This window comes from Clostridium chromiireducens (genome assembly GCF_003575225.1).
Lineage (GTDB): Bacteria > Bacillota > Clostridia > Clostridiales > Clostridiaceae > Clostridium > Clostridium chromiireducens.
The window spans coordinates 487,135-513,847 of record NZ_QXDJ01000003.1 but is presented as its reverse complement, the minus strand read 5'-3'; the positions used below and the strand labels follow the sequence as shown (position 1 = coordinate 513,847).

General features: G+C 31.5%; 31 protein-coding genes and 2 pseudogenes. 19 read left to right on the top strand and 14 right to left on the bottom strand.

What is annotated here, in order from left to right; translation table 11 throughout:
• The first annotated feature begins 349 nt into the window (after positions 1 to 349).
• Both D2A34_RS26755 and D2A34_RS13790 read left to right on the top strand, forming a co-directional pair.
• A complete protein-coding gene (locus tag D2A34_RS26755; protein WP_160359264.1) occupies positions 350 to 487 on the top strand; it encodes a hypothetical protein in 138 nt (45 codons plus the stop codon).
• Positions 459 to 968: a GNAT family N-acetyltransferase gene (locus D2A34_RS13790; protein WP_079440879.1), complete on the top strand. Its 510-nt coding sequence runs from the start codon at positions 459 to 461 to the stop codon at positions 966 to 968. The genes D2A34_RS26755 and D2A34_RS13790 overlap by 29 nt, the downstream gene beginning before the upstream one ends.
• Here D2A34_RS13790 and D2A34_RS13785 read toward each other — a convergent pair.
• Positions 968 to 1,312, bottom strand: a pseudogene (locus D2A34_RS13785) (flavodoxin family protein); the annotation flags it as partial. The gene D2A34_RS13790 and the pseudogene D2A34_RS13785 overlap by 1 nt on opposite strands.
• On the opposite strand from D2A34_RS13785, the gene D2A34_RS13780 reads away from it, so the two are divergent.
• The gene (locus tag D2A34_RS13780) at positions 1,232 to 1,606 is read left to right on the top strand and encodes a TetR-like C-terminal domain-containing protein (RefSeq protein ID WP_341467254.1); all 375 of its coding nucleotides are present in this window, start codon (positions 1,232 to 1,234) and stop codon (positions 1,604 to 1,606) included. The pseudogene D2A34_RS13785 and the gene D2A34_RS13780 overlap by 81 nt on opposite strands.
• A 430-nt stretch (positions 1,607 to 2,036) precedes the next feature.
• Here the strand turns inward: D2A34_RS13780 and D2A34_RS13775 are convergent, their stop codons facing one another.
• The 4 genes from D2A34_RS13775 to D2A34_RS13760 all read right to left on the bottom strand — a co-directional run bounded on the left by D2A34_RS13775 (position 2,037) and on the right by D2A34_RS13760 (position 6,113).
• Positions 2,037 to 2,816: an acyl-CoA thioester hydrolase/BAAT C-terminal domain-containing protein gene (locus D2A34_RS13775; protein ID WP_119367008.1), complete on the bottom strand. Its 780-nt coding sequence runs from the start codon at positions 2,814 to 2,816 to the stop codon at positions 2,037 to 2,039.
• A 29-nt stretch (positions 2,817 to 2,845) separates the two neighbouring features.
• Positions 2,846 to 3,526 (bottom strand): TetR/AcrR family transcriptional regulator, encoded by a 681-nt coding sequence (locus D2A34_RS13770; RefSeq protein ID WP_119367007.1) that lies wholly within the window; start codon positions 3,524 to 3,526, stop codon positions 2,846 to 2,848.
• 377 nt (positions 3,527 to 3,903) lie between these two features.
• Positions 3,904 to 4,959 (bottom strand): aldo/keto reductase, encoded by a 1,056-nt coding sequence (locus tag D2A34_RS13765; protein ID WP_119367006.1) that lies wholly within the window; start codon positions 4,957 to 4,959, stop codon positions 3,904 to 3,906.
• A gap of 221 nt (positions 4,960 to 5,180) precedes the next feature.
• Entirely contained in the window at positions 5,181 to 6,113 is a 933-nt protein-coding gene (locus D2A34_RS13760; protein WP_119367005.1) for an AraC family transcriptional regulator, read from the bottom strand.
• Positions 6,114 to 6,375: 262 nt separating this feature from the next.
• On the opposite strand from D2A34_RS13760, the gene D2A34_RS13755 reads away from it, so the two are divergent.
• The 5 genes from D2A34_RS13755 to D2A34_RS13735 all read left to right on the top strand — a co-directional run bounded on the left by D2A34_RS13755 (position 6,376) and on the right by D2A34_RS13735 (position 9,920).
• Complete coding sequence (locus D2A34_RS13755; protein ID WP_119367004.1) at positions 6,376 to 7,041, top strand: hypothetical protein; 666 nt, start codon at positions 6,376 to 6,378, stop codon at positions 7,039 to 7,041.
• Between the two features lie 158 nt (positions 7,042 to 7,199).
• Positions 7,200 to 7,385: an SGNH/GDSL hydrolase family protein gene (locus D2A34_RS13750; protein WP_243128340.1), complete on the top strand. Its 186-nt coding sequence runs from the start codon at positions 7,200 to 7,202 to the stop codon at positions 7,383 to 7,385.
• Between the two features lie 241 nt (positions 7,386 to 7,626).
• Complete coding sequence (locus D2A34_RS13745; protein WP_119367003.1) at positions 7,627 to 8,607, top strand: VanZ family protein; 981 nt, start codon at positions 7,627 to 7,629, stop codon at positions 8,605 to 8,607.
• A gap of 409 nt (positions 8,608 to 9,016) precedes the next feature.
• Positions 9,017 to 9,442 (top strand): MarR family winged helix-turn-helix transcriptional regulator, encoded by a 426-nt coding sequence (locus tag D2A34_RS13740; RefSeq protein WP_182629380.1) that lies wholly within the window; start codon positions 9,017 to 9,019, stop codon positions 9,440 to 9,442.
• Between the two features lie 154 nt (positions 9,443 to 9,596).
• Positions 9,597 to 9,920, top strand: a complete 324-nt coding sequence (locus D2A34_RS13735; protein WP_119367002.1) for a putative quinol monooxygenase — start codon at positions 9,597 to 9,599, stop codon at positions 9,918 to 9,920.
• Positions 9,921 to 10,176: 256 nt separating this feature from the next.
• Here D2A34_RS13735 and D2A34_RS13730 read toward each other — a convergent pair whose 3' ends face one another.
• The gene (locus D2A34_RS13730) at positions 10,177 to 10,758 is read right to left on the bottom strand and encodes a TetR/AcrR family transcriptional regulator (protein ID WP_119367001.1); all 582 of its coding nucleotides are present in this window, start codon (positions 10,756 to 10,758) and stop codon (positions 10,177 to 10,179) included.
• Between the two features lie 198 nt (positions 10,759 to 10,956).
• Here D2A34_RS13730 and D2A34_RS13725 point away from each other — a divergent pair, with 198 nt between their 5' ends.
• Together D2A34_RS13725 and D2A34_RS13720 are read left to right on the top strand one after the other, a co-directional pair.
• Positions 10,957 to 11,136, top strand: a complete 180-nt coding sequence (locus tag D2A34_RS13725; protein WP_119367000.1) for a hypothetical protein — start codon at positions 10,957 to 10,959, stop codon at positions 11,134 to 11,136.
• A gap of 63 nt (positions 11,137 to 11,199) precedes the next feature.
• Positions 11,200 to 12,042 carry a nitroreductase family protein gene (locus tag D2A34_RS13720; RefSeq protein WP_119366999.1) on the top strand — a complete coding sequence of 281 codons (843 nt, stop codon included), beginning with the start codon at positions 11,200 to 11,202 and terminating at the stop codon, positions 12,040 to 12,042.
• Between the two features lie 287 nt (positions 12,043 to 12,329).
• Here D2A34_RS13720 and D2A34_RS13710 read toward each other — a convergent pair whose 3' ends face one another.
• Complete coding sequence (locus D2A34_RS13710) at positions 12,330 to 13,298, bottom strand: carotenoid biosynthesis protein (RefSeq protein ID WP_119366998.1); 969 nt, start codon at positions 13,296 to 13,298, stop codon at positions 12,330 to 12,332.
• 323 nt (positions 13,299 to 13,621) lie between these two features.
• On the opposite strand from D2A34_RS13710, the pseudogene D2A34_RS13705 reads away from it, so the two are divergent.
• Both D2A34_RS13705 and D2A34_RS13700 read left to right on the top strand, forming a co-directional pair.
• Positions 13,622 to 13,930: pseudogene (locus D2A34_RS13705) on the top strand (transposase); the annotation flags it as partial.
• 100 nt (positions 13,931 to 14,030) lie between these two features.
• Positions 14,031 to 14,597 (top strand): TetR/AcrR family transcriptional regulator, encoded by a 567-nt coding sequence (locus tag D2A34_RS13700; protein WP_051144922.1) that lies wholly within the window; start codon positions 14,031 to 14,033, stop codon positions 14,595 to 14,597.
• Positions 14,598 to 15,085: 488 nt separating this feature from the next.
• On the opposite strand, the gene D2A34_RS13695 is transcribed toward D2A34_RS13700, so the two are convergent.
• Positions 15,086 to 15,637 (bottom strand): TetR/AcrR family transcriptional regulator, encoded by a 552-nt coding sequence (locus D2A34_RS13695; RefSeq protein ID WP_119366997.1) that lies wholly within the window; start codon positions 15,635 to 15,637, stop codon positions 15,086 to 15,088.
• A gap of 142 nt (positions 15,638 to 15,779) precedes the next feature.
• Here D2A34_RS13695 and D2A34_RS13690 point away from each other — a divergent pair, with 142 nt between their 5' ends.
• The 5 genes from D2A34_RS13690 to D2A34_RS26750 all read left to right on the top strand — a co-directional run bounded on the left by D2A34_RS13690 (position 15,780) and on the right by D2A34_RS26750 (position 19,372).
• Positions 15,780 to 16,688 carry a ketopantoate reductase family protein gene (locus tag D2A34_RS13690; RefSeq protein WP_119366996.1) on the top strand — a complete coding sequence of 303 codons (909 nt, stop codon included), beginning with the start codon at positions 15,780 to 15,782 and terminating at the stop codon, positions 16,686 to 16,688.
• Positions 16,689 to 17,394: 706 nt separating this feature from the next.
• Positions 17,395 to 17,838: a MarR family winged helix-turn-helix transcriptional regulator gene (locus D2A34_RS13685; RefSeq protein ID WP_119366995.1), complete on the top strand. Its 444-nt coding sequence runs from the start codon at positions 17,395 to 17,397 to the stop codon at positions 17,836 to 17,838.
• Positions 17,839 to 17,921: 83 nt separating this feature from the next.
• Complete coding sequence (locus tag D2A34_RS13680) at positions 17,922 to 18,701, top strand: hypothetical protein (protein ID WP_119366994.1); 780 nt, start codon at positions 17,922 to 17,924, stop codon at positions 18,699 to 18,701.
• 269 nt (positions 18,702 to 18,970) lie between these two features.
• Positions 18,971 to 19,162 carry a YwbE family protein gene (locus D2A34_RS13675; protein WP_119366993.1) on the top strand — a complete coding sequence of 64 codons (192 nt, stop codon included), beginning with the start codon at positions 18,971 to 18,973 and terminating at the stop codon, positions 19,160 to 19,162.
• A gap of 72 nt (positions 19,163 to 19,234) precedes the next feature.
• Complete coding sequence (locus D2A34_RS26750; RefSeq protein ID WP_182629405.1) at positions 19,235 to 19,372, top strand: hypothetical protein; 138 nt, start codon at positions 19,235 to 19,237, stop codon at positions 19,370 to 19,372.
• 422 nt (positions 19,373 to 19,794) lie between these two features.
• Here the strand turns inward: D2A34_RS26750 and D2A34_RS13670 are convergent, their stop codons facing one another.
• Positions 19,795 to 20,643 carry a hypothetical protein gene (locus tag D2A34_RS13670; RefSeq protein WP_119366992.1) on the bottom strand — a complete coding sequence of 283 codons (849 nt, stop codon included), beginning with the start codon at positions 20,641 to 20,643 and terminating at the stop codon, positions 19,795 to 19,797.
• Between the two features lie 577 nt (positions 20,644 to 21,220).
• Between D2A34_RS13670 and D2A34_RS13665 the strand changes: the two genes are divergently transcribed.
• On the top strand, positions 21,221 to 21,985 hold the full coding sequence (locus tag D2A34_RS13665) for an SDR family NAD(P)-dependent oxidoreductase (protein ID WP_119366991.1): 765 nt from the start codon (positions 21,221 to 21,223) through the stop codon (positions 21,983 to 21,985).
• A 317-nt stretch (positions 21,986 to 22,302) separates the two neighbouring features.
• Here the strand turns inward: D2A34_RS13665 and D2A34_RS13660 are convergent, their stop codons facing one another.
• From D2A34_RS13660 to D2A34_RS13645, 4 genes are all read right to left on the bottom strand, one after another.
• Positions 22,303 to 23,598 (bottom strand): CynX/NimT family MFS transporter, encoded by a 1,296-nt coding sequence (locus tag D2A34_RS13660; RefSeq protein WP_119366990.1) that lies wholly within the window; start codon positions 23,596 to 23,598, stop codon positions 22,303 to 22,305.
• Positions 23,599 to 23,846: 248 nt separating this feature from the next.
• Positions 23,847 to 24,164: a hypothetical protein gene (locus D2A34_RS13655; RefSeq protein ID WP_119366989.1), complete on the bottom strand. Its 318-nt coding sequence runs from the start codon at positions 24,162 to 24,164 to the stop codon at positions 23,847 to 23,849.
• Positions 24,165 to 24,234: 70 nt separating this feature from the next.
• A complete protein-coding gene (locus tag D2A34_RS13650; protein WP_242966183.1) occupies positions 24,235 to 24,432 on the bottom strand; it encodes a hypothetical protein in 198 nt (65 codons plus the stop codon).
• A 64-nt stretch (positions 24,433 to 24,496) separates the two neighbouring features.
• Positions 24,497 to 24,970: a MarR family winged helix-turn-helix transcriptional regulator gene (locus D2A34_RS13645; RefSeq protein ID WP_119366988.1), complete on the bottom strand. Its 474-nt coding sequence runs from the start codon at positions 24,968 to 24,970 to the stop codon at positions 24,497 to 24,499.
• A gap of 137 nt (positions 24,971 to 25,107) precedes the next feature.
• On the opposite strand from D2A34_RS13645, the gene D2A34_RS27445 reads away from it, so the two are divergent.
• Complete coding sequence (locus D2A34_RS27445; RefSeq protein ID WP_279221625.1) at positions 25,108 to 25,236, top strand: hypothetical protein; 129 nt, start codon at positions 25,108 to 25,110, stop codon at positions 25,234 to 25,236.
• 310 nt (positions 25,237 to 25,546) lie between these two features.
• On the opposite strand, the gene D2A34_RS13640 is transcribed toward D2A34_RS27445, so the two are convergent.
• Positions 25,547 to 26,443 (bottom strand): ankyrin repeat domain-containing protein, encoded by an 897-nt coding sequence (locus tag D2A34_RS13640; RefSeq protein ID WP_119366987.1) that lies wholly within the window; start codon positions 26,441 to 26,443, stop codon positions 25,547 to 25,549.
• Positions 26,444 to 26,713 lie beyond the last annotated feature (270 nt).

The window sequence follows — 26,713 nt, the reverse complement described above, 5'->3', positions numbered from 1 at the left end:
GCTATTTTAGAAGATTAAGGAGGTTTATACTTATTATATTTTAAGAAGAAGTAGTCTATCTTGGCTACTCAACCTAAAACGCCAAAATCCGTTCACGAGAACATGACGAGGTGTAGAAAAAGAATTAAAAAATAAGTAGGTTGAGTGGACGGTAAAGATACCATTGACATCGTCAAAGACAAATGGTATTCTAATAAAAAAGTAAAAAGTATCATCGGAGGACAGTACACCGTAGTGTAGGGGATAGTAAGCGCACTGCTTGCAGGCCGCCTGTCAGATAAGATGTCGAGTGAGCTCGGCTATTACGTATATGTAATAGCCGAGTATTTTTATTTTTAGGAGGTATGAAATGAATATTATATTAAAACAGACCAAGGAAGAAGAACTTACATATTTGACAGAACTTGAAGAAATTTCATTCGCTGTAAATAGTAAATATTTTGAAAAGGGGTGTAATAATGGAATTCTCGCTTGCAAAAATCAATGATGAAGACTTAATGCAATATAAGAAAGATATGCAGGAGGCCTTTCAAAAAGGGTTTGAAGATGTCTATGGCAAAACGGAAGGCATTGTTCTTCCTGAAAAGGATATCGACTGTTCCTTGAATGAAAAAGGCGCTATTGCATACAAAGCAGTTGTTGATGGTCAAATGATTGGTGGTGCTGTTGTAGTCATTGATAGCTTAACGCAATATAATCATCTTGATTTGCTCTATGTGAAATATGGCACTCAAACAAAAGGCATTGGTTATGCAATTTGGAGTCAAATTGAAAAATTGCATTGTGATACAAAGGTATGGGAAACTTGCACTCCATATTTTGAAAAAAGAAATATTCATTTTTATGTAAATAAATGCAGGTTTCATATAGTGGAATTTCAAAATGAATATAATCCAGCACCAGGTACATCCGAAGATTTTATTGGTGATGGAGGGGATGGAATGTTTGTGTTCCAAAAGAGTATGTAATTTAGCATATTCCAATACTGAGATGATACGACAGGCATATTGCTTATTGTAAAATATTTATTGATTTGATCAAATGTAGCAGTATTACCACCTCGACAGGAACTTGAAATTGCTGCAGCAGGTTTATAAGATAAAATGTCATTTGAAAAATTGGTAGAGAATACCCTGTCCATAAATGATGTTAGCATACCTGAAGCAGAAGCAAAATGTACTTGCGAACCAAAAATAAACCCATCTGCACAAGCTACCTTTTCTAAAAATTCATTTACTGGGTCATTCATAAAGCATCTGCCTGTTTTGATGCAAGAATAACACCCCACACATCCAGAAATTGCTTTTGTTCCTTACTTATTTGGTGCAAATATTTTGAAAATAACTATTTATTCTTTTCGACGATGTTAGCAAGTAAAAGGGCCCCTTATTTTAGAAATCACTTCATTGAGTTGGTTACTTATAAATTAGAGGATGAAGTAAATGTTGCAGAAGGAGTAAATTCAGGGTTAAGGAAAGATGCTGTCAAGCAATTTTTTGGGCAAGCTATAGTAGGATTGATAGAATGGTGGTTTATAAATGGAATGCCTTTTTCTCCTGAGGTTTTGGCAGAACATTTAGGCATATTGATAGAGAGAAATTTGTAATCATTAATCTAGACTGATTCAAATCTATTTAAATATAGATAAGAAATATTAAAAGAGGTTTAGAATAATGAAGGGTGAACCATATCATAAATAAAGGATAGTAAGAAAAAATAATTAAATTGATATAATTATCACTAAAAAAGCAATATATTTCTAGTTGGCATAAGATTTCAAGAACTTATCTCTATAATAAAAGAAAATGTTAAAGAAATAGTAAATAATAATGAAAATATCAGATGAAGAAGCAGATGACATAGCAAGTATATTTGGTGTTTAGCTGAACTTAAATATAGAAATTTCCAAAAAATATAATAAAAAAGAAAACCATCTGTTAAGTGTATCGGGTGGTTTTCTTTTTGCAGATTTATGACATTATTACAAAATGTAGAATCATTAAAACTTCTAAATATAAGTGTACGGATTATTTAAGTTATTGTACATTTGCCTTTAAATAGCTTATTATTTCTATGACTGATTCTTCATACCATAAAAAGCAATGATCTTCTAAGTTTAAAGAAACGTGCTTAATGTTATCTTTGTTTTTGCTATTTTCCATTAGAGTGTTGCACATATTTTTACTTGGCCAATATTGATCATTTTCAGATGAAATAAGCAGCACCTTACCTTTATAGTTATCGAGATCTATTAAGGCATCGGGATTAAAATTTTTTTCTATGGAAGTTTCATGACACTTGCAGAAATTTTTGTTCTTTGCATAATTCATGGAAGCTTCATCAAAAGAAAATTTGATATATGGTAATTCTTCATTATTAAAAGACCATGAAGCTTTGGGCTGCGCCTTATAGATACTGAAAAGATCTTCTGGCAAACCTTGAAAAACATATGAACTAGGAACTGTTGCTATAGTAATTGCTGATTTTATATAATTTGTTAATACTAAAGCAGCTTCGCCCCCTTTAGATTGACCTATAATAATTACTTTATCATCAGGAATATTCTGTTTTTCTTTAATAAAGGTTATAGCATTTATGAAATATTCTATTGGCACCATTTCTAGAGACTTTGGAAGTTCTCCGATTCCATAGTATGCTAAGAATAAAACATTAAAGTTTTGCTTTAAATAATTTGATAAATCATCATTTATATGAGTTGGAAGCCCAGGTACGCTTCCACTCATAACAACTGCTAATGTTTTTCCTTCATTTTCGTAAAAGTCTGCATAAATTTCCTTTGATCTGTATTGTTCCATTTTTAAATACCTCCATTAATTTGAATTTTTTATTTAAGAAGTTCTTTGTAATCTGAATTAATAGCTTTCTTTATATATTTATTTACATTCTCAGCTGTGTAATTTATATTTAAAGCCTTGAGATGATAAGTGCACAAAGAGAAGATTATATCTTCTATACTGCATTTAAGTCTCTCATCAAGCCAATTAGTTATTACACCAAAGATACTATGTGTAAGAAGAACTGATGTTATTTCTATATTATCTATAACGCACAAATGGTTTTTACTTAAATGTTCTAACATCATTTTTAAATAAAAAGTTGTTCTGTCTAGTATTTCTGAACGTTTCTTTTCAAATAATTCATTAATTCCCATAGATTTTACAAATAATATTTTGGCGAACTCTTTATTTTTGGCGTATATACAGATTGCACTTGTCATTGAACTTGTAAATTGTTCGATTATATTGTCTTTTGAAATCTTTGAACTTTCAGAAGCAGCTTCCATACTCATATTTGAAATTTCCTCAAAGATCTGTATTAATATCTCTTCTTTATTGCTAAAGTAAGAATAAAAAGAGCCTACAGATATAGAAGCTTCATTAGTAATATCTTTTATAGAAGCATCTATATAGCCCTTTTTGGAAAAAACATCCGCAGCTGCTTTTAAGATTACTTTTCTCTTTAATTCTTTTTTCTCTTCTGTTTTTTTAAAAATAATATTATCCATAAAAATTCACTCCCGAAGCAAAATTGAATCTGAATTCAAATTCATTGTAGACTTAAAAATATAGGTTGTCAATATAAAATTCAGGAGATAATTTTATGGATATCTTTGATAAATGCTACAATACGTTTCTCAAGTTGAAAAATAAAATGGAAAAACCTCATTTGCAGTAGTTATGGTGAACCGTATCATAAATGATGTAGACTTTAACTTAAATCATTAATATCACTAACTTTAAGTAAAATAATAGTGTTATATTTTGTATCATATTTTTAAACTAACTAATCTTAAATAAAAGTTAAAGAGATATTTCATAGATAAAAAAGAAGGAGAAGCCTCTCTTCATCAGAGACTTGTCCTTCTTTTTCAGCTTTTTCAAATTATTTAGAACCAGTTGGTACCGGAATTTTGACTCCAACTGTTGCCGCCATTTTTGCTATGGCTTTCGGGTCGGAATTTTTAACGTTCACGTCAACACGTGGGGTGTAGTATGCTTCCAATCGATGTACTTCTTCATTGGTTAACTCGATTGAGAGGGCTTTAATTGCATCGTCTATGTGGCTAGTTTTAAGTGCTCCAACGATAGGCGCTGCAACAACTGGATTTCGGTATAACCAAGCAAGCGAGATTTCTGCACGACTGACCCCACGTTCTTCTGCAACTTTACCGATAGCTTCAACAATTTTCTCATCGGCTACTGCAGTTGCCTCAAAGTAATTTAGAGCTCCTGCTTCAGCCTCGGAGCGAGTTGTCTTTTCGCCCCATGGACGAGCTAGCATACCACGGGAAAGCGGGCTGTAGATCATGGTCTGAATACCTTCATCAGCACAGAGTGGAATCATTTCATTCTCTTCCTCACGAGCAACCAAATTATAATTATGTTGCATTGATATAAAGCGTGTCCAACCATTAACCTTCTGGATGTGAAGAGCCTTAGCAAACTGCCAAGCTCTCATTGTAGAGGCTCCCAAATAGCGCACTTTTCCCATCTTTACAAGATCATGGAGTGCTTCCAAAGTCTCTTCCCATGGGGTAAATGGATCAGCTCTATGAATCTGATAAAGATCGATGTAATCAGTTCCAAGGCGTTTTAAACTATGATCAATCTCCGTCATAATCGCCTTTCGTGAGAGTCCAAACGAGTTAGGCCCAGACCTCATTGGGGCACCAAGCTTTGTAGAGATGACTATATTCTCACGTTTAGCAAATTCTTTCAGCGCCTTGCCAATTATCTCTTCACTTGTTCCTTGAGAATATAGATTGGCAGTATCAAAAAAGTTAATACCTTCCTCTATTGCATGTTTAATTACAGGGCGGCTGCCTTCCTCACCAAGTGCCCAAGTAGGATGGCCCTTAGCAGGGTCCCCAAAACCCATGCAGCCGATGCATATCTGAGAAACTTCAAGACCAGAGTTGCCTAGTTTAATGTATTGCATATAAATACCTCCTAAGAATATGTTATATTTGTTCGTTGAATCTATTTATATTATACATGTAGCTCTGAAGTCATCGGTAACACAATCCAATCAAAAAGTTGCCTAATCCTATCAAACTATACAATGTAGCTTTGATGATAAAATAGTTATAACAAAAAGAGCGGTAAGCTAAAATGTCCTTCACGCTCTTTAATAGGTTAAATTATTTATTATTGAATTTCTTAAATATCCACACTTGTATCATTAATCCATTTAAGCCGATTAACATCTTCTCTGGGTGGAAAACCAAACATTCGAGAGTATTCACGACTGAATTGAGTATGGCTTTCATAGCCAACATGAAATGATGCATCTGCCACATTCATTGACCCTGATAATATTAGACGCCGAGCTTCCTGAAGCCTCAATTGTTTTTGAAATTGAATTGGACTCATTGCAGTTACTTCTTTAAAATGTCTATGGAATGATGGAATGCTCATCTTTGCCACATCTGCTAGATCTTCAATGCGAAAAGGATTCTGAAAATTATTCATCATATGTTGTATTGTGTTTCTAATATGAATAGTTGGACTCCCATCAGTTACAATTCGTCTTAATGAATCGCCATAATCCCCTTGCAATGTTTTATATAATATTTCTTTTGTAAAAAGCGGGGCAAGGAAAGGGATATCGGCAGGTTTATCCAGAAGTCGAACGAGTCTTACCACAGCATCTAGCATGGATACATCTAATTCAGCAACATTCACACCACGTTTTGATGTTCTCTTGCCAGTTACCTTAAACTCTTCAGCACTTAACAGTTCTAAAATAAGGCTTGGAGTAAATTCAATTTTGCAATACAAGTTGGGGACTTCGGGGGAGGATTCCATTGATTCGAAGATAATCGGTAAATCTATAGATGATACAATATAATTAGATGGACCGCCCCTTAAGCGTTCACCCCCAAGTATAATATCCTTTGAACCCTGAACTACGATACAGAGGGAAGGATTATAGAGTCCACGTGGAGGGCCAGCTAATGTAGAATAATGAGTAGTGGAATAACGTGAAAAACCAAGGCACGGAATTTGTGTATGTTTATAGCCTTCCATGTGGGTATGTCGAGAAACGAGATCAGCAAGCTCCTCTTGAAAATAACTTATTTGATTAAACATAAGATCCTCCTGTATAAATCTTTATTCTTTAAGGCCTAAGCAAAGAAAATACCTTCGTCCCAAAGTGTCATTTATATTATCTTTTAATAAATTATATCAAATTATTGTATATTGGTATCATTTTTTTATCTCATTACACTTGGATACAGTTATAAGGAAATTGCTACTTTTTAATATTGAAATAAGGATATGAGAATTAGTGGGTACTTATTTGAATATATGATACAATAGAGAAAATTTTGTAATTAATATGGAGGTAATAATGAAAAAAATTTTTGTTGTTAGTGTTGTTAGTTTAATTTTTATACTTATTACTGGATGCAACTCTAATATAATTACTCAAGAATCTAATTCTACAGCTACTTCAAAAGAAAATGTAGTAATTACTACCGATACGCCTACTCAAACTGGTAATGAACGTACAAATAAGGATAATTTCAGTTTAAATAATATTGATGAATATTCCTTAATTTTTGATAATGAGTATATATCATTGAATACTGCTAATTATAGTGGATTTATAAATAAGTTAGGAGCTATTAGGTCAGATAAAAAATTAAAAGTGGACTGGTCAGGAAATTGTCTATGGAGAGAAAGAGAGTTTGATGGAATAACTATATGTACATTAATTGTTGATTCAGACGAAAGTCGAGATAAAACTAAGTCAGTAACAGTATATTCTCCTAAATTTAGAACAAAGAGAAATATATCAGTTGGAGATAAATTAGAAAAGTTAACAGAAGTATATAAAAAAATGCAAATAGCAGATAAAAATAATAAATTGGTTACCAATGGCATTACTACAACAGGGGAGTATTTGTTTAATGATGAAGGTAATTATGGTTCTACTGCCCCATATATAAATTTTAAAGTTGATAATAGCATTATTAAGCAAATTAGTATTGTGGTGGATGATGAGGCGGGTTAGGATTGATGGTTTGAAGTCATAACCACGCGTAAAACACGTTGCATGCTCTAGCCATATAAGGGCTTTTACTAGCTATGTCTAAAGACATATTGAATCGTCCGCCAACCGCATAAACTTCACGGTCAGCTCCTTAAGGGCTGTTTTTACTAGCTATTTCCATGGCGTTGTTACCTATAACACCTGCATTTGATGATGTAAAGGTTAACTTAAAAGAATATTCAAGAGATAATAAGGTTCATTTTATTGAATTTCCTCGACAGAATTCATCCAATGGACTTGGTGAGGATTGGCATCCTAGCGTGAAAACTCATGAAGTGATGGCAAATCAACTTGCTGGAAAATGACAGATTTATTGAAGGTGCAGTCTGATGATAGTATAATGGAGTAAGTAGAGAGTAGGGCCATTAAATTATTAAAGCTAGAGAATGGAATTTGGAGAGTTGAACTATTTAATCTACTCATCATTTAGAAATTATCAAATAATGATATGAGTATATAAGCAATTGAAATGCTATTGTACTCAAAGTATTTGATAATATAAACAGATATAAAATCTGTGATATTCTTTAAAAGGAGATTTAAATTATGAAAAATGGGCAAGAAGAAATTCCAAAGGGCAATGAAGTGTTAGCGGATAGTTCCGAGGTTATTAAGGATAAATTACGTATATATATTCTTATAGGAACCATTGTATATACAATTTTAATATTGTATTTCATGTTCTTGGGGTTTAATAGAATAGAAGGTAGAAGCGTATATAATCAGTATACGTTTATTCTTGTCCCAGAAGGAATTCCCTTAAGGTGTCCAGAACTAACCATGTCATGGTTATACGATTTTGGAAACATCGCTGCATTTATTCCTTTTGGAATAGTAATTCCATTGTTGTATCGTGTACGTTTTAGAAAGTTTATAGCATTATTTATATCAGCGATTTTATTTTTAGAAGTGTTGCAATCTTTAACTTTCATGGGTACGTTTGATATTATGGACGTAATATCCAATACATTAGGCGCGATGATAGGATTTGTGGGACATAGAGTAGGATTTTCTTCTAAGCTTAACTTTAAAAAACTCGTTGCATCAGTAGCATCTATGCTTATGCTAATCGTTGGAGTTATGGTTGTTTCTGAAACAATTGATTATGGTGTAAATGTGAATAAAAGAATAGGACCTATTCAAGCATTAAACGAAGCAAATACAAGCATACCAATAACTAAAAATTTTTCAACTTTTATAGTGCAAGGGGAAAAAGTACAGCCCGAATTTAATTTACTTAGCAGCAATGAGGGAATAAGTAAGGAATATTTATTTAATTTAGGAAAGAAAAATCTATGGCTCTATGCTAATTATGGTATTCCCGACGGAGAAGAATATAAAGGTTCCGTTACGATTATGATTAATGGGGAAGAGTTTGTTCAGTTCACTGATGAAGACAAAGATAACCATATGTTTAAATTAAAGACGTTTTTTGATTCAGAAATAAAAGACGTTAAAATTATAGTTAGTGGAAACGCTAAAGTATGGGATGTTAGCATCTCAGAAATAAAGCATTGGTGGGAGTAATTACCATTTAATAATTAACTGATAGAGACATATTCTATTTTTAATTTGTTTTCAAGAAGGTAGGAAATAATACTTTAAGTGTTTGTTATGTCTATAATGAGCAGTTTAAGCGAATATATATATAAAACCTATAATAATGAAAAAATTTTAGGATGATGAAGGGTGAGCCGTACCAAAAGTAAATGCGAAAGTAGGCTAGAGGCATTATATATCAGTGCGTCCAGTCTGCTTTTTATTGTATTAATTCGTATCTTGACATTTAGCAAATAGTGTATTATTATAAAAATAGTTAAATGTTTAACTATTAAATATTTAACTATATATGATGAAGAGCAAATATAAAGTTTTATTATGAATGTATTTAAAAATCTAAGGGAGTGATAAGTTGCAAAATGATGAAATGTTGTTAATGATTAGGGAATTTTCAAATGTTCTTAATGAATTTAACAGTAAAGCATTTAAATTTATTGATGAGCAATTAAATAAGACAGGACTGGGCAGAACACATTTTGGAATTTTACATGCACTGGTGGACGGAAAAGAACTTCCAATGAGTGATTTGAGTGAAATTCTCCATGTTACAAAACCAAACATAACAGTGTTAATTGATAAGCTTACTAAGATGAACTATGTTGAACGGATAAGTAGCAGCAGCGACAGAAGAGTATTCTTGATCCGACTTACTGATGAAGGAAAAAATTTTTTAGATGAGTCAGCAGCAGAACTAATTAAGTCATCTATCAGTATATTAAATAACCTTACTAACGAGGATGTAGGACTCATAAAACAAACAACACAAACTCTGAAAAATCTCATGATCAAATTTAATAAGTAAATATAAATAATGATTAATAATATATATACTCAAAAGAAATAAATTGGATTTAATTAGTGACATGTGGTATGAGGAATATCTTGATTTTTATGTGAACCCAGCAAGATAATAGTTCAGCCAAATTAGAAAAACCAGAAAAAGAGGAGGAAGCAGTATGAACATATCGGAAAATAGCAAAAACTATAACAGCGTAACAATATTAATTGAAATTCATGCAAAAGATGGTCAAGAAGAGGTTGCACGAAAGGTGTTCACGACAACGATAGCAACAACGGAAAAGCCTGGACTTTTGAGTTATGAAATTTTTGAAGACAGTAGTGATAAAGGGACATTATACTCAATTCAAGAATGGGAAAATGTAGAAGCCTTTCAAGCTCACATGAGTGCTGCGAAATCAGGTCTTAAAGAGGCAACTGAGATGTTGCGGGATATGCCTAGGATCAGTATCCTTAATCAAATCGGAAGATCAGCCCTGTAGATATGGGGACACTATACATAAAATAGCTGGAATTCATTGATTGTTGACTTATTAGAAGTTTTAATTATAAAATTATAAATTACATTTGCTACTGATACGGTGAATACTACCACAAATGACGCAGACTATTTTTAGAATAAGCATTTAAGAACTTGAGGTTTAGTATAATTAAAATACAGTGAATATTATTAATAAAAGCTTAATGAAATTGGCACAATAAAGGATGAAAAGAACGCTATTTGATATAGTGTTCTTTTCATCCTTTTAAAGTATTCATACCTGTAAAAACAAACCCAATAATCTCAGAAATTAGAAGTTCTTGAGGGATTGGTCTATTCTGAACTTCCCATTTGTAAATTACATTATAAATAGAAGTGCTCATCATTGTTGCAACTAATTGGGCTCGTATTTGTTCATTTTCAGCTAATTCATGTTCTTTTATTAGCAACGCATAAATTGTAGAATATAGCTCACAAGTTATTTTGTCTCCTATTAAAGGTAAAATAGAGGCAAAACCGCATTTGCAGATGCTTTTTACCATTTCGAAGTACTCACAAACGCAAAGAATGAGGATTCGTATAGTATTCTCATTTAGACGCATCTTGCTCTGTAGCTTATTGGAAAAGATCTCAGAGAATTTCTCTACTATGACGGTGTCAAGTAGTGCATATTTATCTGTAAAATGTGCATAGAAGGTTGCACGGTTTATGGTGGCTGCGGTAGTAATATCCTTGACTGTAATGGAGTCAAAGCCTTTTTTAGTAACTAGTGAAATAAAAGCATTGATAATAAGATCACGGGTTCTTTTTACTCTAGGATTATTTATATTTACTAACATATTATTACCTCATTTAAAAGAATTTTAGTTAAACTCACACTTAAGATTTAGTGTTATGCAAGCAACACTTTATCAATTTTGTTGGTTGAAAAATATATAAGCTAATTTTATAATCATTATAAGCAACACGAGTTGTTTTTGCAATATAGGTTGCTAGAATAATTGTTTGAAATAAATATTTATTACTAGGAGGTAAATATGTCAACTATAAATCCGAACTGTAAATGTATAAATAAAAGCTGTAAAAATCACGGGAATTGTAAGGCCTGTCAAGAGTATCACAAATCACAATCATATCTTAATCAAACATATTGTCAGGCTGGTGCAGTTAAATTCGTAACTAAAGGATTAATATATAAGTTAAAGTTACATTCTTAGCACGCAACCTAGCAATTCAAATGCGGACTTAATATAAAATAAAAAGGGTGGAAGTGTTGAAATATGAATTTAGATAATCCGATTTTCAAGAAGCCAATTACAGAAGTTATTAAAGCAAGAACATCCATGAGGTCATATAATGGAGTGCCTTTGGACAAAACAATAGGCGATAGCATAATAGATGTTATAAATCAGGTTAAAGCACCTTTTGGCACAAATATACGAGTAAAGCTGATAAACTCTAAAGATTCAGATTTAAAGCTTGGAACCTATGGTGTTATAAAAGGAACTTCTACCTTCATAGTCTCATCAGTTCCAAAATCAGATAATGCATTAGTTGATTTAGGATATTCATTAGAAAGAGCAGTATTGTATGCAACTGATTTAAATTTGGGTACATGTTGGCTAGGTGGTACCTTTAATAAAGGTCAATTTGCAGAGGTTATGGAGCTTAAAGATAATGAAATCCTTCCAATAATTATACCTGTAGGTTATTCTAGTGAAGCAAGAAGAGGTATGGATACTTTCGTTAGGTTTATGGCAGGTTCTAAAAATAGAAAAGCCTGGTCTAAACTATTTTTTGATGTAGATTTCAATACACCTTTAAAGGAGCTGGAAAGCTTAGAGTATTTTATTCCACTTCAAATGGTAAGGCTTGCACCTTCAGCAGCAAACAAGCAACCTTGGAGAATAATTAAAAGTTCTAATTCATACGATTTCTATTTAGAACAAAGTAAAGACTCAAAAAGTGATAGTTATAATGATATGCACAAAATAGATATTGGTATAGCTATGTGTCATTTTGAGTTAACTTCAGCAGAATTAGGGTTAGAGGGACATTGGGAGAAACTGCAACTTTCTTCTCAAGATAATAAAAAATATATTATTTCTTGGGTTAGAAAATAGGAAAGTTATAGCATCACATATAAACGAATTACATAAAATGTGTAATTCTGTTACTGAATTAAATTATAAGAGTTTATTACTTATTTGGTGCAAATATTTTAAGAATAACTATTTATTGTGAAAAATGAGAAAAAATCGGGACTGAAAAATGCGTTTTTCAGCCCGATTTTTTTGCCCTGTTTATAGATGACATCCGAGATTTTCATTGGTTGCTAATTAATGGCTCAATAGAATAAGACAATATAAAACTCTATTGTGCGAATATTTATCTAACTTGTTGGGGCACTTCATTTCTTGAGAATAACTTTTTTACTCAAAATATGAATTCCAATCCAGCATAGCAATAATAACACCTGTGCCAGGACAACAAGCCATAGTATCTGCATGTATCCACCTATAATGCAAAATATGGTATTAACTAGAGGAAAACCCAGGAATGTAAACATGATAGGAAAATCGTTTTTGTAATCCATAGAACTAATGACCTTACGATCCCAGAACTTGACGAAAGCTAACACTAAAATTCCCGCTGAAATTACAGAAAGAGAGATCAACATTACCCATTGCATATTAGAAGCTCTGGAGAAAAATGGTCCCATATAATTAAAAAAGTTGGATAAAGGTGAAACCAAACAGGCTAGAGAAAGAATTGCAGCCAAAAACGGATATATGTAGCCAATTATATTACTATAGTTTTTCTTTTTATGCCACCATTCACCCATTAATATGAATACAGTCCAGTACCCGCCTATATAAATCCATCCTGTAAAATTCATGACAGGTTCACCATATATTAAAGGTTCACCAGGAAGTGGAATAAAGCTCCACCTTCCAATAATTCCTTCCGCAGTATGAAAAATCTGTTTAATGGCCACCGGATCCATGGAAAAGTCAAAAATCATAGCCATGAGTCCAACAATAAATGGTTTACTCCAAAAAGGTATATTGACCATCTTTAAAACACGCAACGTTGAGTAAACTATAAGAAACTCGATAATTGGAACAGTTATTGGTATATTGAATATCATTAGGATACTGTGCCCATATGAGTAAAAACCTTCTTTCCCCATAACTCCCATAGTTGCCGCAACATTTTCAAAGGCTGAGGCGTAGAAAAAGACAAAACATATGAATTGCATTAATACAATCTTTGGACGTTCTTCGTTTTTAATTATATAGAAGACCATTAATGTGGCGATGATTAGAACTAAAATATCTTGAATAATCCATACAGGTACTATAGTTATATTTCCCATTGTGTTACCTCCATTTAAAATTATAATTTATTTGAACGTTCAAATATGTTGTATGTTAAATATATTATAAGTACACAGTGCTACTTAATCAACAGGCAGTTCGCTAACATTATGTTCGATATCTTACAAATCAGATAAGTGTTGTTCGTTCACTGAATTATTTAGGGAGGGTAAATAATAACAACTCAATCATTTTTTTAGTTTAAGGCAAGAAAATATTTTTGGGATTTTAAATTATAGAAAATCCATGTAGTAAATGTGGAATTATTACTGAGATTATAGTTAATACTTAAAATGAAGAAGATTAAGAATTATAGGGATTCTATACCAATCCAAGAGTGAGTTTTGATGGTAAGTATTGGTATGCATCTGTAGGCGTAGAAAAAGAACCACTAGTAATGGAATTAACCACTGAATCAATAGGCATAGATGTCGGAATTAAAGAACTAGCTATATGCTATAATGGAATGACTTTTAAAAATATAAATAAAACACGATTAGTTAAGAAATTAGAAAAAGGATTACGTAGGTTGCAGCGTAAACTATCAAGAAAATATGAGTTAAATAAAGAAGGGAGGAAGGTTGTCAAAACTAGCAACAGTATAAAACTTGAAAAGCAGATTAGATTACTTCAATGAAAGTAGTATATTCTTTTAGAATTACAAATAGGACACATTGAACAGGGAATTAAACAAGCTTTATATAGTTTTATAAGGTTTTGGCAACGGTATTATGGCATACGAAAAAGCAGACCGCCGGGTTAGATATACAAAGAGTGTTATAAAAAACAGTTTACTGGAACTTATGAAAGAGCGTCCTATCAGCAAAGTTACAGTGACAGATATATGCAAAAAAGCAGATATCAATCGCAATACTTTTTATTCACATTATGCGAATCAGTTTGAACTTCTTTCAAATATTGAAGGTGAGTTATATGAAGAAATCAGACAGGTTGCGGAACGTACTTTGAACCTTGAAACTTATGAAAAACTATCATATGAAATTTGTAAGTATATAAAAGCAAATAGCAATATATGTGGAGTATTATTTTCAGAGAACGGGGATAAAGAATTATTGAAACGTATTATTTATATCAGCCACGAATTAAATATTGAGAAATGGAAGAAGGAAGAAAAATATATTGATCAAAAACTATTTGATAATTGGTACACATTTACCGCATATGGCACTATAGCCGTAATAGAAAAGTGGGTAAATAGTGGTATGAAGGAAAGTCCAAGTAAAATTGCTGCTTTTATTAATAAAGCGACAGAAGCAGTATCGAAAGATTTTTATTGATACTCCCTTTCATTATGATAACCGATAAATTGTACAATAACGAAAGAACAAAAGGGCGTTTGCTTGGAGCTATAAACACAGTGAAGATAAGTATGGGACTATTGTTAAAAAGGGAGCATTAACATAATTTAGTCTTTATTGAAATACCGTATTATTCAGATGAATTTGCGGTATTTTTTTGTACAAGTAATGCGTAACTCTAATATAATATCAAATGCTGAGCAATTAATTATTAAATGTATGAAAAATAGAAGAGTATAGCATATTCATGAACTGATTTATGAACAAAGGAGTACTAATTGAAAGGCTTACTATATTTCTAAGAATATAGTAAAGCGGCAAGGTCGGTTAAAAAACTGACCTTGCCGCTTTTTTTATGTAGACATATCCACTGGTAGGAAGTGTTGCTGATTTTTTAGTTCAGTAGTTAGTGGAAACATATGAGCAGTAAAATTTGTGCGTTTTGGTAGCTTGCAGGAATATGCCCATTATTTTTTAGAATAAGGCGTTATCCCATTTTTATATAGGGTATCTACTAACTTGAAAAATTCTTCTGAGGATAAATCCTTTTCTTGCTTGATCCAAAGGCGAAATAAGGAAAGGGATGTTGATATGTAAAACTCAATCAAGTATGGCTTTAAGAAATCATATTCTTGAAAGTTCAAGTCCAATCCATCAAAGGGAATTTCTTTTTTCAAGCGCTCCAAAAAATGAACACTTCCATAGTCACCCAAGAGAGCCTTAAGAACTGAGATATGCTTGCTATTTTCTATACAATTAAGTGCATTTTGGATAGAAGCCGTAGATTCTTTCATATTTGTCAATTCCTCTTTCATGTAGCTCAATAAATCACTTTCAACAGAGTCTAATAATTCGTAAATATCAGCGAAGTGTTGATAAAATGTACTACGGTTATATCCCGCTTTATTGGCAATATCTTGAACCGAGATTTTTTCAATGGGCTTTTGACTATATAACTCACAAAAAACATCTATAAACGCTTGCCTTGTTTTTTCTGTAACTTCAGGTTGCTTTTTCATTTTATCCTCCTTTTGCAAACAAATATATCAACCAACAAATAATAAAAATCTGATGGTTGATAAAGCTGTAATAACCATTTACAATTCTATTATACAACGCGTTGTTGCATAGTCAAGATATAAATAAATAGGAGTGATTTTTATGTCAGTAAAACAAAATAGAATTTTAATTTTTGGTGCAGGTGTCATAGGGAGCATATACGCAATGAAATTCATTGAAGCAGGTATGGATGTTACTATGTTTGCACGTTCTAATAGATTTAAAACATTGAAAGAAAATGGCCTAAAATATAATGATAAAGGTGTGGTTAAATCTATAAAAGTAAATGTAATTGATACCCTTGAAAATGATGATGTATATGATTTTATTTTCGTTACAGTTCGTTACGATCAAGCCGAATCAGCGTTGTTAGCACTAAAAGACAATCAAAGTAAAAATATTGTTACAATGACTAATAATTCAATTGGATTTTCTTCATGGTTAGATATAGTTGGAGATAGACTTTTACCAGGTTTTCCCGGCGCTGGCGGACAGATTAAAGATGGAATATTGTATGCTCGAATTCCACCAAAGGTTCTATTTGCTACTATGTTTGGAGAAATTAATGGTTTAGAAACAGAACGTGTAAAAAACCTCGCAGAATTATTTATAACAGCAAAACTTCCCTATACAATTAATAAGGATATGAAATCATTTCTAATAACACATTCAGTATCGGATATTGCACTGTTGGGTAGTTTATATTTTGATAATAAGATAATTGATGAGGAAACCGCTACAACCAGAAAAACGGCACACAGAATAACAATCACTTTAAAAGCATATTTAAGTGCAATACAAAAAGCTGGAGTTGCTATTAATCCATCTTCATTTAAAATTATGCTTAAATGTCCAAATTTCATTCTGGATTTTTTCTTTATGATGTGGCTACGGACTAAAATGGTAAAGGATATGATGCTGCCGGATTATGCTAATGGTGCAAACAACGAAACTGTACAACTGAATAAAGATTTATTAAAATTGCTAAATCAAAATGATGTCATAATGTAAGAACGAAAAAATGGTAAGTGAATGCGAAAGTTATTAAAATTGGAGAATAGGGCAGGGGTTAGGTACGCTTCGCCTCCACCATAAAATCCACGACATATGTCGTGGATTATTTAATTTCTTTTAATTAAAATACCATATAAGCTAAATTTAAGATAATCCTTTAAGGATATCTACTCCTTTAATATTAATTTCATTAATATCTGTTGTAGGTAAAAAAGTAATTAACGAACAGAATTCAAAATATCAGATGTGCTTAAATCATCAAGTAAGAATAAAAGGTCAGTTGATAATATTTCTATAAAGCTGTTACAAAGGGAATTGCATTTTTTACACCTTCAAGATTAGTTAAAGTGTTTACTATAAACATAAAAATTACAAATAAGAAAGTTATAAAGAAGATAATCGAGAAAATGGATATACAGACTAAGTTCTAAGTATTGCTGATAAGTCAGCAATAAATATATGTAATTATGTTGACAAGTCAACTTGGTGATGGATAGATAATGCCGTATGGAATTATCTAATAATGAAGTTATAAAGACCATTTATCAATGGATATTGACATGCTTAAGATGATTTACTGTGCTGTAAGATATTTTAAAATACTTATAATATGTGATATTTTTCAATTTATTAGGTTGACAAGTCAATTTAATCTGAATATAATTAAGTTGACAAGTCAATTTATGGTGAAGGATGGATGACAATGAATGTAGAAAACATGAATTTCATGATGCTTATTAGTAAAATTTTTAGGTATAAGCAGATTTATTTAGATAAAGTGCTAAAGAAATATGAAATAAGCAGTGGTTCCCGCCCATATCTATTTAATCTTGAAAAGAACGAAGGAATCAGTCAAATAGGTTTAAGTAAAGAACTCGATAATGATAGGGCAATGACTGCAAGAACAATAGCTAAATTAATAAAGCTTGGTTATGTTTACAGTGAACAAGATGAAAAAGGCGGTAGATCTAATAAGCTATATCTGACAGCAAAAGCAAAAGAAGTTCTACCAGAAATGAATGCAGATGTTGAAAAAATGATGAGACAAATAACAGAAGGCTTATCGGAAGGAGAAATACTTATTACCATGCAATCTTTAAGAAAAATCTTACTTAATATTCGAAAATTAGATGGATTTGATGATTAAAGTAAGCATGACGATTCTTACAGTTAATTGTTTACTAGCAGAAATCTTAAAGTAGTAAATTAAAATAACTTAGAGGTGAAATGATGTTAAAAAATAAGAAGATTATCATTATCTGTGGAATCATATTTGTATTAATTTTAACCTCCGTACCCTTAGTGTTAGAACGGATTATTTTTAGAAACGCCATTAATTCAAATTTGAGCAGTAGTGAGTTTTTAAGTTTCTTAGGCAGCTATAGTGGAAATATTCTTGGATCAATTATTGCAGGTTTTGTCACTTTATTAGGTATTAAGTATACTATTAACCATAATCAAATAGAAGCAAGAATAGATAGGGAAAATAATATAATAAGGGATGAAGAAGACCAGAGAAGAAATGTATTGCCATATTTGCAAATCATAGTTGAAAGACAGGGTAATATTAAGGAAACTGAAGCGTTTGCACTAGATAATAATAGCACAAACTATAAAACAAGCGCTTGGATGCCTTTTGTAATCACATTTAAAAATGTTGGAAGAGATTCAGCAGTTAATATAAGAAACGTGCAAAAAACATGGAATAGTAATGAGTTAAAGAACATGTTATATAAAAATAGAAGTCTTGAAAAGAATGAAAAATCTTGCGAAATTCAAATATACGCAAATCTAAAAAAAGAAATTATAGAAGAAAATGAGAATCAAGAGTATAATATTAAGATTATATTCGAAGATTTATTAGGATATACCTACGAACAGACCTTTATATTATATTTTCTAAGCTTTGAAGAATCCTATAAAAAACATTATTATTTTAGTAAACCACCAATATTAATAGAAGTAAGAAACGGATTGACACCCTTGAAATTGACAGTTTCTAACAGTTGATTATGATGATAAGTATATAAAATAAGAGACAATTATTTTTTGTAATAAATAAAGAGAAATTCTATCGGTGGATTTCAAAGGTCATGCTTCGCCTCCACCCAATAATCGTTCTAAGGATATAGAGAGGTAGGAGACTAATTAGGTTTAGAAATAAGTGCGTAGAATAGATTAACTGTTCTAAGGTAAAAATTATTATGTGAAAGATTTAAATAATAATTAGTTTAGTGTAAAATAAGATAAATATTAAGCATAGATGAGAGGAAATTGAAATGAACGGAACAAAGAGAAGTGATATTAAAATAGGAGCAACAGTTCTAGTTGTTCAAAAGCAAGATCAACGTACAGGAAAATTAACAGAAGGAATAGTGGCAAAGATACTTACCAATTCATCAGAGCATCATCATGGTATAAAAGTGATGCTTGATAATGGTATTGTTGGTAGAGTGAAAGAGATAAAGTAACAGTTATTATATATAAAAGTATGGAATATTGCTAAAAAATATAGAGAGTAGCAACTAGGAATTGGTACAATTTTGCGGATTTATTTAGAGTACCTATTACAAGAAGAAAGTAGATCCATAAGTGAGAATGTTACTTGGGGCCAAAGAAAGAGATTTGCAGATGGAAAAGTAAGTTTACCTTATAAACAGTTTTTAGGATATGGGCTATAGCTAATATTCGCATAGGTATTTAAGTCAGAATGTATGAATGGTGCATTCTAATGTTCTGTACAATATTTATTCCTCAGAATATTGCCATAGAAGAATATATACTCTAAATAACATTACAATATATATTCTAAAGAATATGCGCCTAAAATGCGGGGGGAGGATAAAAAATGGAGTTGTCAAATTTAAAAATAGCTATAATATATATGTTGGATCAGAATTAAAAAATTCAATACAATATATTGTGGTTTTTATTCATTGTGCAACAGCTCCATAAATTGAAATGAAAAAATATAAAATGTCCATAGGGAAGCGTAGCTTATAAATGTAAAAGAGTCATATATATGCTTAGGTAAAATATTCATTTTTAATGAGTAAGAAACTTTAATAATTAAGTATCTTACCCATTATTATTTATAAGTATTTTAATATCTATCTAATATCATTTGAGTTTTTAATTGATCTTCTGGCAATAGCCAGCCTTTTTCATTAAACAATTCTATCAATTGATCATGGCCTTCTTGTGCAGAACTTCTATCGTCAGTTTTAAAGGAAGCTTCTACTACATAGTCGTAACCACTTCCGGAAGTTGCTTTAATCTTCCAAACTTCAATATAAAATTTCTCTCCATTCCAAGTACCTATAGATCTTTTGGCGTCTACAGGACCATATATATGAGAATTTTGTAAAATAGTGGTTCCATAATTATTAGATATACTATTATTTAATTTACCAGGGATTTTTTTTACGGCAGCTTTTATAGAATCTTTACTAGAAGGTAAATCCATGCCAGAGTAACCTGATATGCTAACATCTTTGTCATTGGAAAAGCTAAGGGTTTGTTTATTATAACCCCAATCAACTTGAGCATCATAATCATCTTCACTCTTATCAAAACCATCTAAGGCTGCGGTTTGAAGTGCTGAATCTATGTTTCCATTTGCTATAGAATATCTCTTTTTATAGGTTAATTCAAAGTCAGCATCACCTTCCATTTTTCGAAGTCTTACATCCCAACCAATATCATTAAAATCTAAATTGCTAGAATCTAAATATTCTACTGACATCTTTGTAACAGTACTTGGCATATTGAAGGTGTCCAGTACCTCTTGCTTTAATTTATTATCAGAATCTAATACTACGGAAGGATTCATATATATTTTTACCTCATAGTTAGGGACAGCAGGAGTTACAGTTTTTCCATATGCTAATGAACAATTTAATAGAGTGAGCATTAAGGTCATCATAGAGCAAATTTTAAATTTTCTTTTCATTATCTTTACACCTCTAACTTTCAAAAAAATTTTGTATGAAATTAGATAATAAATTATAAACTTAGGGACGTAGCTAAAAACATAATTTAATATTTATATTGCAATATCTCATCTCCTTTCAATTTAATGAATAAAGTTTAATTTTAATTGAAGGTATACTAAAGATCTTATGTTTGAATCAAAGGTTGTAATTTAATTATAAATTACCATTATTATCCTTGTATTGTTTTAAGGTAAATAAATAGTTAAGTTTTTCTATAAAAATTATTATGTCCTATAGATTTTATCTATGAATATAAGGATTTAACTAGCTGCTTTTTTTTATTTAGTGGATATCATATATATTATTTTTACTGATCCCAGAAAAATTTATTTAAAAAAAGCTTGACCTAGATATATCTCTAGGTATTAACATGAGTATAAATCATATGAAATTAATTTCTAAGTAACTTATATATTCTTGGATTAACATTAAAATGATGACTAAGTTAATACTAGCTTTGAAATATAAGTAGCAGTATAAATAATGAGATATTAATTTCGAAATGATTAATAAATATTTAAAGGAGAAATCTTTATGAATACAAATAGTAAAATTGCATTAGTTACAGGTGGAAGTCGTGGAATTGGCAGAGATTCTGCAATATCATTATCTAAAAAGGGAATAGATGTAATTATCACTTACAATAATCAAAGAGAAAAAGCAGATGAAGTTGTAAAAGAAATTGAAGCAAATGGTGGTAAAGCTGCTGCTATTCAGCTAGATGTAAGTAATATATCTTCCTTTGATTCCTTTGCATCTAAGTTATCAGATGTTTTAAAGGATAAATGGAATAGAGAGCACTTTGATTTTTTAATTAATAATGCTGGAATTTCAAACCATACTCCTATTTTAGAAGTTACAGAAGAAGAGTTTGATAAAATAGTTAATGTACATTTTAAAGGAGTTTTCTTTTTGACACAGAAACTAATTCCTCTTATTGCTGACAAAGGCGGAATTGTAAACACTTCAACAGGATTGACCCGTTTTACATCCCCAGGTTCTGGACTTTATGCTGCTGCAAAAGGTGCAGTAGAAGTCTTTACTAGATATTTGGCTAAAGAATTAGGAGCTAGAGGTATAAGAGCGAATACTATAGCCCCTGGAGCTGTTAACACTGAATTTAGTGGAGATACTTATATTAAAAATCCAGGTTTGAAAGATACAATTGGTTCTTATGCTGCATTCGGAAGAATTGGAGAAGCTTCTGATATTGGAGGGGTTGTGGCTAGTCTATGCACAGATGAAATGGGATGGGTTACCGGTCAACGTATTGAAGCATCTGGCGGTATGTTACTATAATTAAAAATATTTATATTTAGAATATTTAGAGGCTATTGCTTAGTAAGGGTAATAGCCTTTAAAAATTTTTAATAGATTAGTAATGAAGAGATTTAGGAAAATCTGAATGCTACTTATGCTTCAGAGAATCTAATAAAATTTCAAGTGAGAATATAATAAACTTCGCTTTATCTGATTTTAGTAAGAGATATTTTAACATAGATAAGACATAGAGTGATATAAGAATATCTTATTACTCTATGTCTTGTTTTTGAATTTAAAATAGTTTACTGCATTAATCTAAATTTAAAATAGAATATTTATGTGTAACGTTATTATCAACAGTTGTACTTAATATGCAGATCTCGTGATGCACCCAGCCCAGCAAACAAGCATAATGCGGAAGCACTGATTAAGACAATAAGTGGTAATTCCCAGTTGTTAGCTGCATCATGTAAAAAACCAAAAAGCATCGGCCCAAAAGCAGCGAGTAGGTAGCCGATTGACTGTGCCATGCCGGACAATCTTGCCGCTTCATCTGCATTTCTTGTACGAGAACTAAAAAATATCATAGCCAGGCAAAAAGTAAGTGTTCCGCCAATTCCCAACATAATCATCCATAGGAATGTAAGCCCTGTCCATTTTAAGAATATGCCTAAAAGTCCCACCAAAACACATAGAGAGGCAATGATAACTAATGGACGTTGATTGGCTTTACGTTGAGCAAGGACAGAACCCCAAAATGATACAGGGAGCGATACCAATTGATAAAGGGAGAGCATCCATCCTGCTTTGTCTGAATTCATACCTTGCTGGATTAAAATAGCCGGCAACCATGCAACCATGCAATAGAGTAGCATAGACTGTAATCCCATATATACCGTTACCTGCCATGCCAAAGTAGATTTCCATAGATTAACCTTATTAATGACATCTCCTTTAATGCTGTCTATTTCATTTTTTTCTTCATGGACGTCTTTTACTTTTGTTTTAATATCATTATTAATAGTTCCTTTAATAATGGACATTTCTTGCTTTCTACGCATTATTTGAGGTATCCAGATTATAATGGATAAGAAACTAAGTGCAGCCCAAATACTTAACGCTCCGCTCCATCCCAATCTCGATTTTGCAGCAACAGGGACACTGATACCGGATGCTATCGCCCCAAAAAGGCCCATAGAAGCAGTATAGATGCCAGTTATCAAGCCGACCTGTTTAGAAAATTCATGTTTGATTAGACTTGGTATTAGCACATTGCCGGCAGAAATGGACAATCCAAGGATTAATGTTCCTAGAAATAGTCCCAACCCACCAAACAATGAACGCAATATAATTCCGAAAGTCAGAAAAATAAGTGACCAAAGCAGCACCAATTTAGTTCCAAATTTTCGCGCCAATCGTGGAGCGAAAGGTGAGAATCCTGCAAAAGCGAATAGCGGAAGAGTTGTAATCATACCTGCTAGTGTATTTGAAATATGTAAGCTACCACGAATTTGATCGACCAACGGGCCAACCGCTGTTAAAGGTGAACGCAAATTTGCTGCAATAAATGCAATTCCTATTATCAGCATTATAGGTGTATTTCTTTTTGAATATAGGTTCTTTTCATGTTCGTTATGTAATTGTTTCATTTATATAGTCTCTCCTTAAAATGTGATATGTTCTTTTTTACATTAATTATTATATTTAGAGTATCTAATTGCATCGTTTTAAATGGTGAAAATAATACCTTTAATTTATTTATAACTTTTTAATATTCTTCCTTTGAGAGAATAGATTTTTCCAGGAAGAATAACTCATGTTTTAATACATGATTAATCTTATATGCATAAATTATAGGCAAAAGGAGTATGGTTGCTATACGCTTGGATACAATTGGTTATTCATCTTGCGTTTTTAAGGGGTTATTAATTTCATTACTTTCAAACTTGCTATTAAAACAATTGACTGGTGGAAATATTGGACATTCATATGGGTAAAAACCAAAGAAAACACATGCGGCTAAAGAATTATAGATAGCCCATAAGCTCAATTCAGCAGCCCATAAACTTCGTTCATCAGTTTCAAGTATTTTACGTTTATACTTTTGCTCACTTACTTCACTATTATCAGAACTCATATATAGCCTTGATGATTTTTTCTTTTTGATGCTAATACCTCCTAACTTAATTATACTAAAAGTGTGTATGGCAACCATACACTTGAGTATAATTGATTATTCATCTTACTTTTTTAAGAGTTTATTAATTTTATTATTTTCCAACTTATTATTTATTAAAAAAATTGAATGGTGGAAATATTGGGAATCTATATGAGCAAAAACTAAATGGAACGCATGAGGCTAAAGAATTATAGATAACCCATAAAGCCCTTTCATCAGCTTCAAGTATTTGTTTATACATTTGCTCACTTACTTCATTATTATCAGAAGCCATATATGGCTTTGATGATCTTTTTCTTTTCATGTTAACACCGCCTAACTTAATAATAATAAAATGTGTATAGCAACCATACACTTGCTTAAAATTTTTACTCATCAAAATTTTCGTTAAAAAATTTAACCTTGTTTATCAGGTTCGACAAAAAGTTTGACAAAAACTCCAATTCATGTTCGGAGGCATTTTGTAGTTCATCTTCAACCATATTATTTACAATAGAATGATAGAGCATATGGTTGTTATGAGCTTTTTTACCTTTTTCAGTCAGACTTAATGAATATCTAGATAAATTAAGATCATCAACTTCTTTTATAACCAGAGCCTTTCTCTCTAGCTTTTTGAGAATTTCGGAAACAGATCCTTTTGTTACTCCTAGAATATCGGCAAGTCCACCCACATGAATGCCAGGATGCTCGGCAATGACCTTTATTACATGTATTTCAGAGTGAAAAATCGGTACATCCGTTCCGAAGTAGCGAGTCTTTTTATCAAGGTCAGTCAAAGCAAACCCTAACTCCAGAGAATCATATGCAATTTGATGTTTGTTATTTATATATTTATCCATGTCAATAGTATATGGTTGCTATACACTTTTGTCAAGTCAGTATTGAATTAATTTTTTTATATAGTGAAGAGACGATATATAATAGGGAAAGGCTAAAAAACTGCTTTGTAAAGTAATACTCTCTTTATTTAAAGCATATGAAAACAGCATTAAAAAATCAATTTGGATTTGATTCACAAGATGCATGCTTAGATTATTATGTCAGGGGAGCATATGATCAATTCATAGCAAATTATTATCAAGGGTGTAAGTCATACGGCTTTTGAAGTTAACTTGGGTATTTGATTAGAAAAACAGTGTTGGAAAGGGTTGGGATAATTTAGGGAAGGCTTCGAATGAAGAGATTAATATAAAGATTAATACGTGAGCGGTTCTTACATTTTTAGCAGAAGAGCAAAAGCATGAGCTAAATAAAAAAGAATAACCACAAAAAAAGTGGTTATCCTTCTAATAGGTTTCCCTCACTGTCAAGAAACAAGTAGCTCATAGTACTTTTTGGGTCTTCCTTAGCAAAAATATAGCTACTACATAATTAACACACAGTTAACTATGTAGTAGCTTTTTTCTCAAGATATTTTATTTAGTGCTATACTCGTTTAAAATACTCACAATCTTATTATAGTATTCATTCCCGCTATTCCCATCATATACATTATATTGTTTTGCTAATGTAAGAAGATCTTGTAAAGTGGTTGTCTTAGTGTTAATTAAAGCACCATTCTCTAATAAATTCTTTATAATAGCATAGCTTGTCTCATCGGCAGGTTGATTGCACGCATATGCGAGAGCTGTCTTGCCTTTGTTATCGGCAGCATTAACATCTGCCCCATTTTTAATTAGAATATCTACAATTTTATCGTTTGAATGATTAGGATACTTGGTCGCTATAATAAGCGGAGTACATCCATCTGATGATGCTTTATGATTTACATCAGCATTGTTATCTATAAGTAATTTTACAATGTCATACTTTTCTTCCTTATTTGCAGCATACATGAGAGGTGTATATCCTACATCTTTTTGATCTATATATTCTTTAATCTCTATATCCACTGTACACTTATGTTCTATAAGAAGTTTTGCAATATCATAGTTACCTTCTTCTGAACACGCAGATGTTAATGCAGTATAATTAAGTCCATCGTTCTGGTCTGGGTCAGTTCCTCTATCTAAAAGCTGCTTTACACCTGCTAAATCTCTTCTGCCCGCAACTGATGGTAGTGTCAGCTTATACTGTGCTACATGATAGTTGTCGTACATAATCATACCCCCAAAAGCTACCGGAACCCCAAACATTACTAATCCAGCTAGTAGTATAATAATTAATAATATGCGAATTATTAATTTTGCTTTTTTACCTTTCTTTTTCTTATATCGCCTGCATACTATAAGTCCGATTATTGACGGTACTGTTAAAAGAAAACTGGTAAAAAATAAAATCGCCATAAAAAAAATAAAACCTGTTGCTACCATTTATCTTACCTCACATATTATAAATCTTAACCCTATACTGGATATTTTGTCAATATAAGATAAAAGAGAGAATCTAGTTTAAGCTAGGTTTTAAGGTAGAACCGTTGCTTATAATAAAACTATACATTATTCATATATAAATTAGGCAAAAGGGTGGAGCAATACGAAAAAAATTACATTTTATAATAAATAAATGAAACAAGTTTATCATTTTTCAAAAGAGGTTTTATCTTTATTGACAGACTAAGTTATATGATTTATATTGTTTGT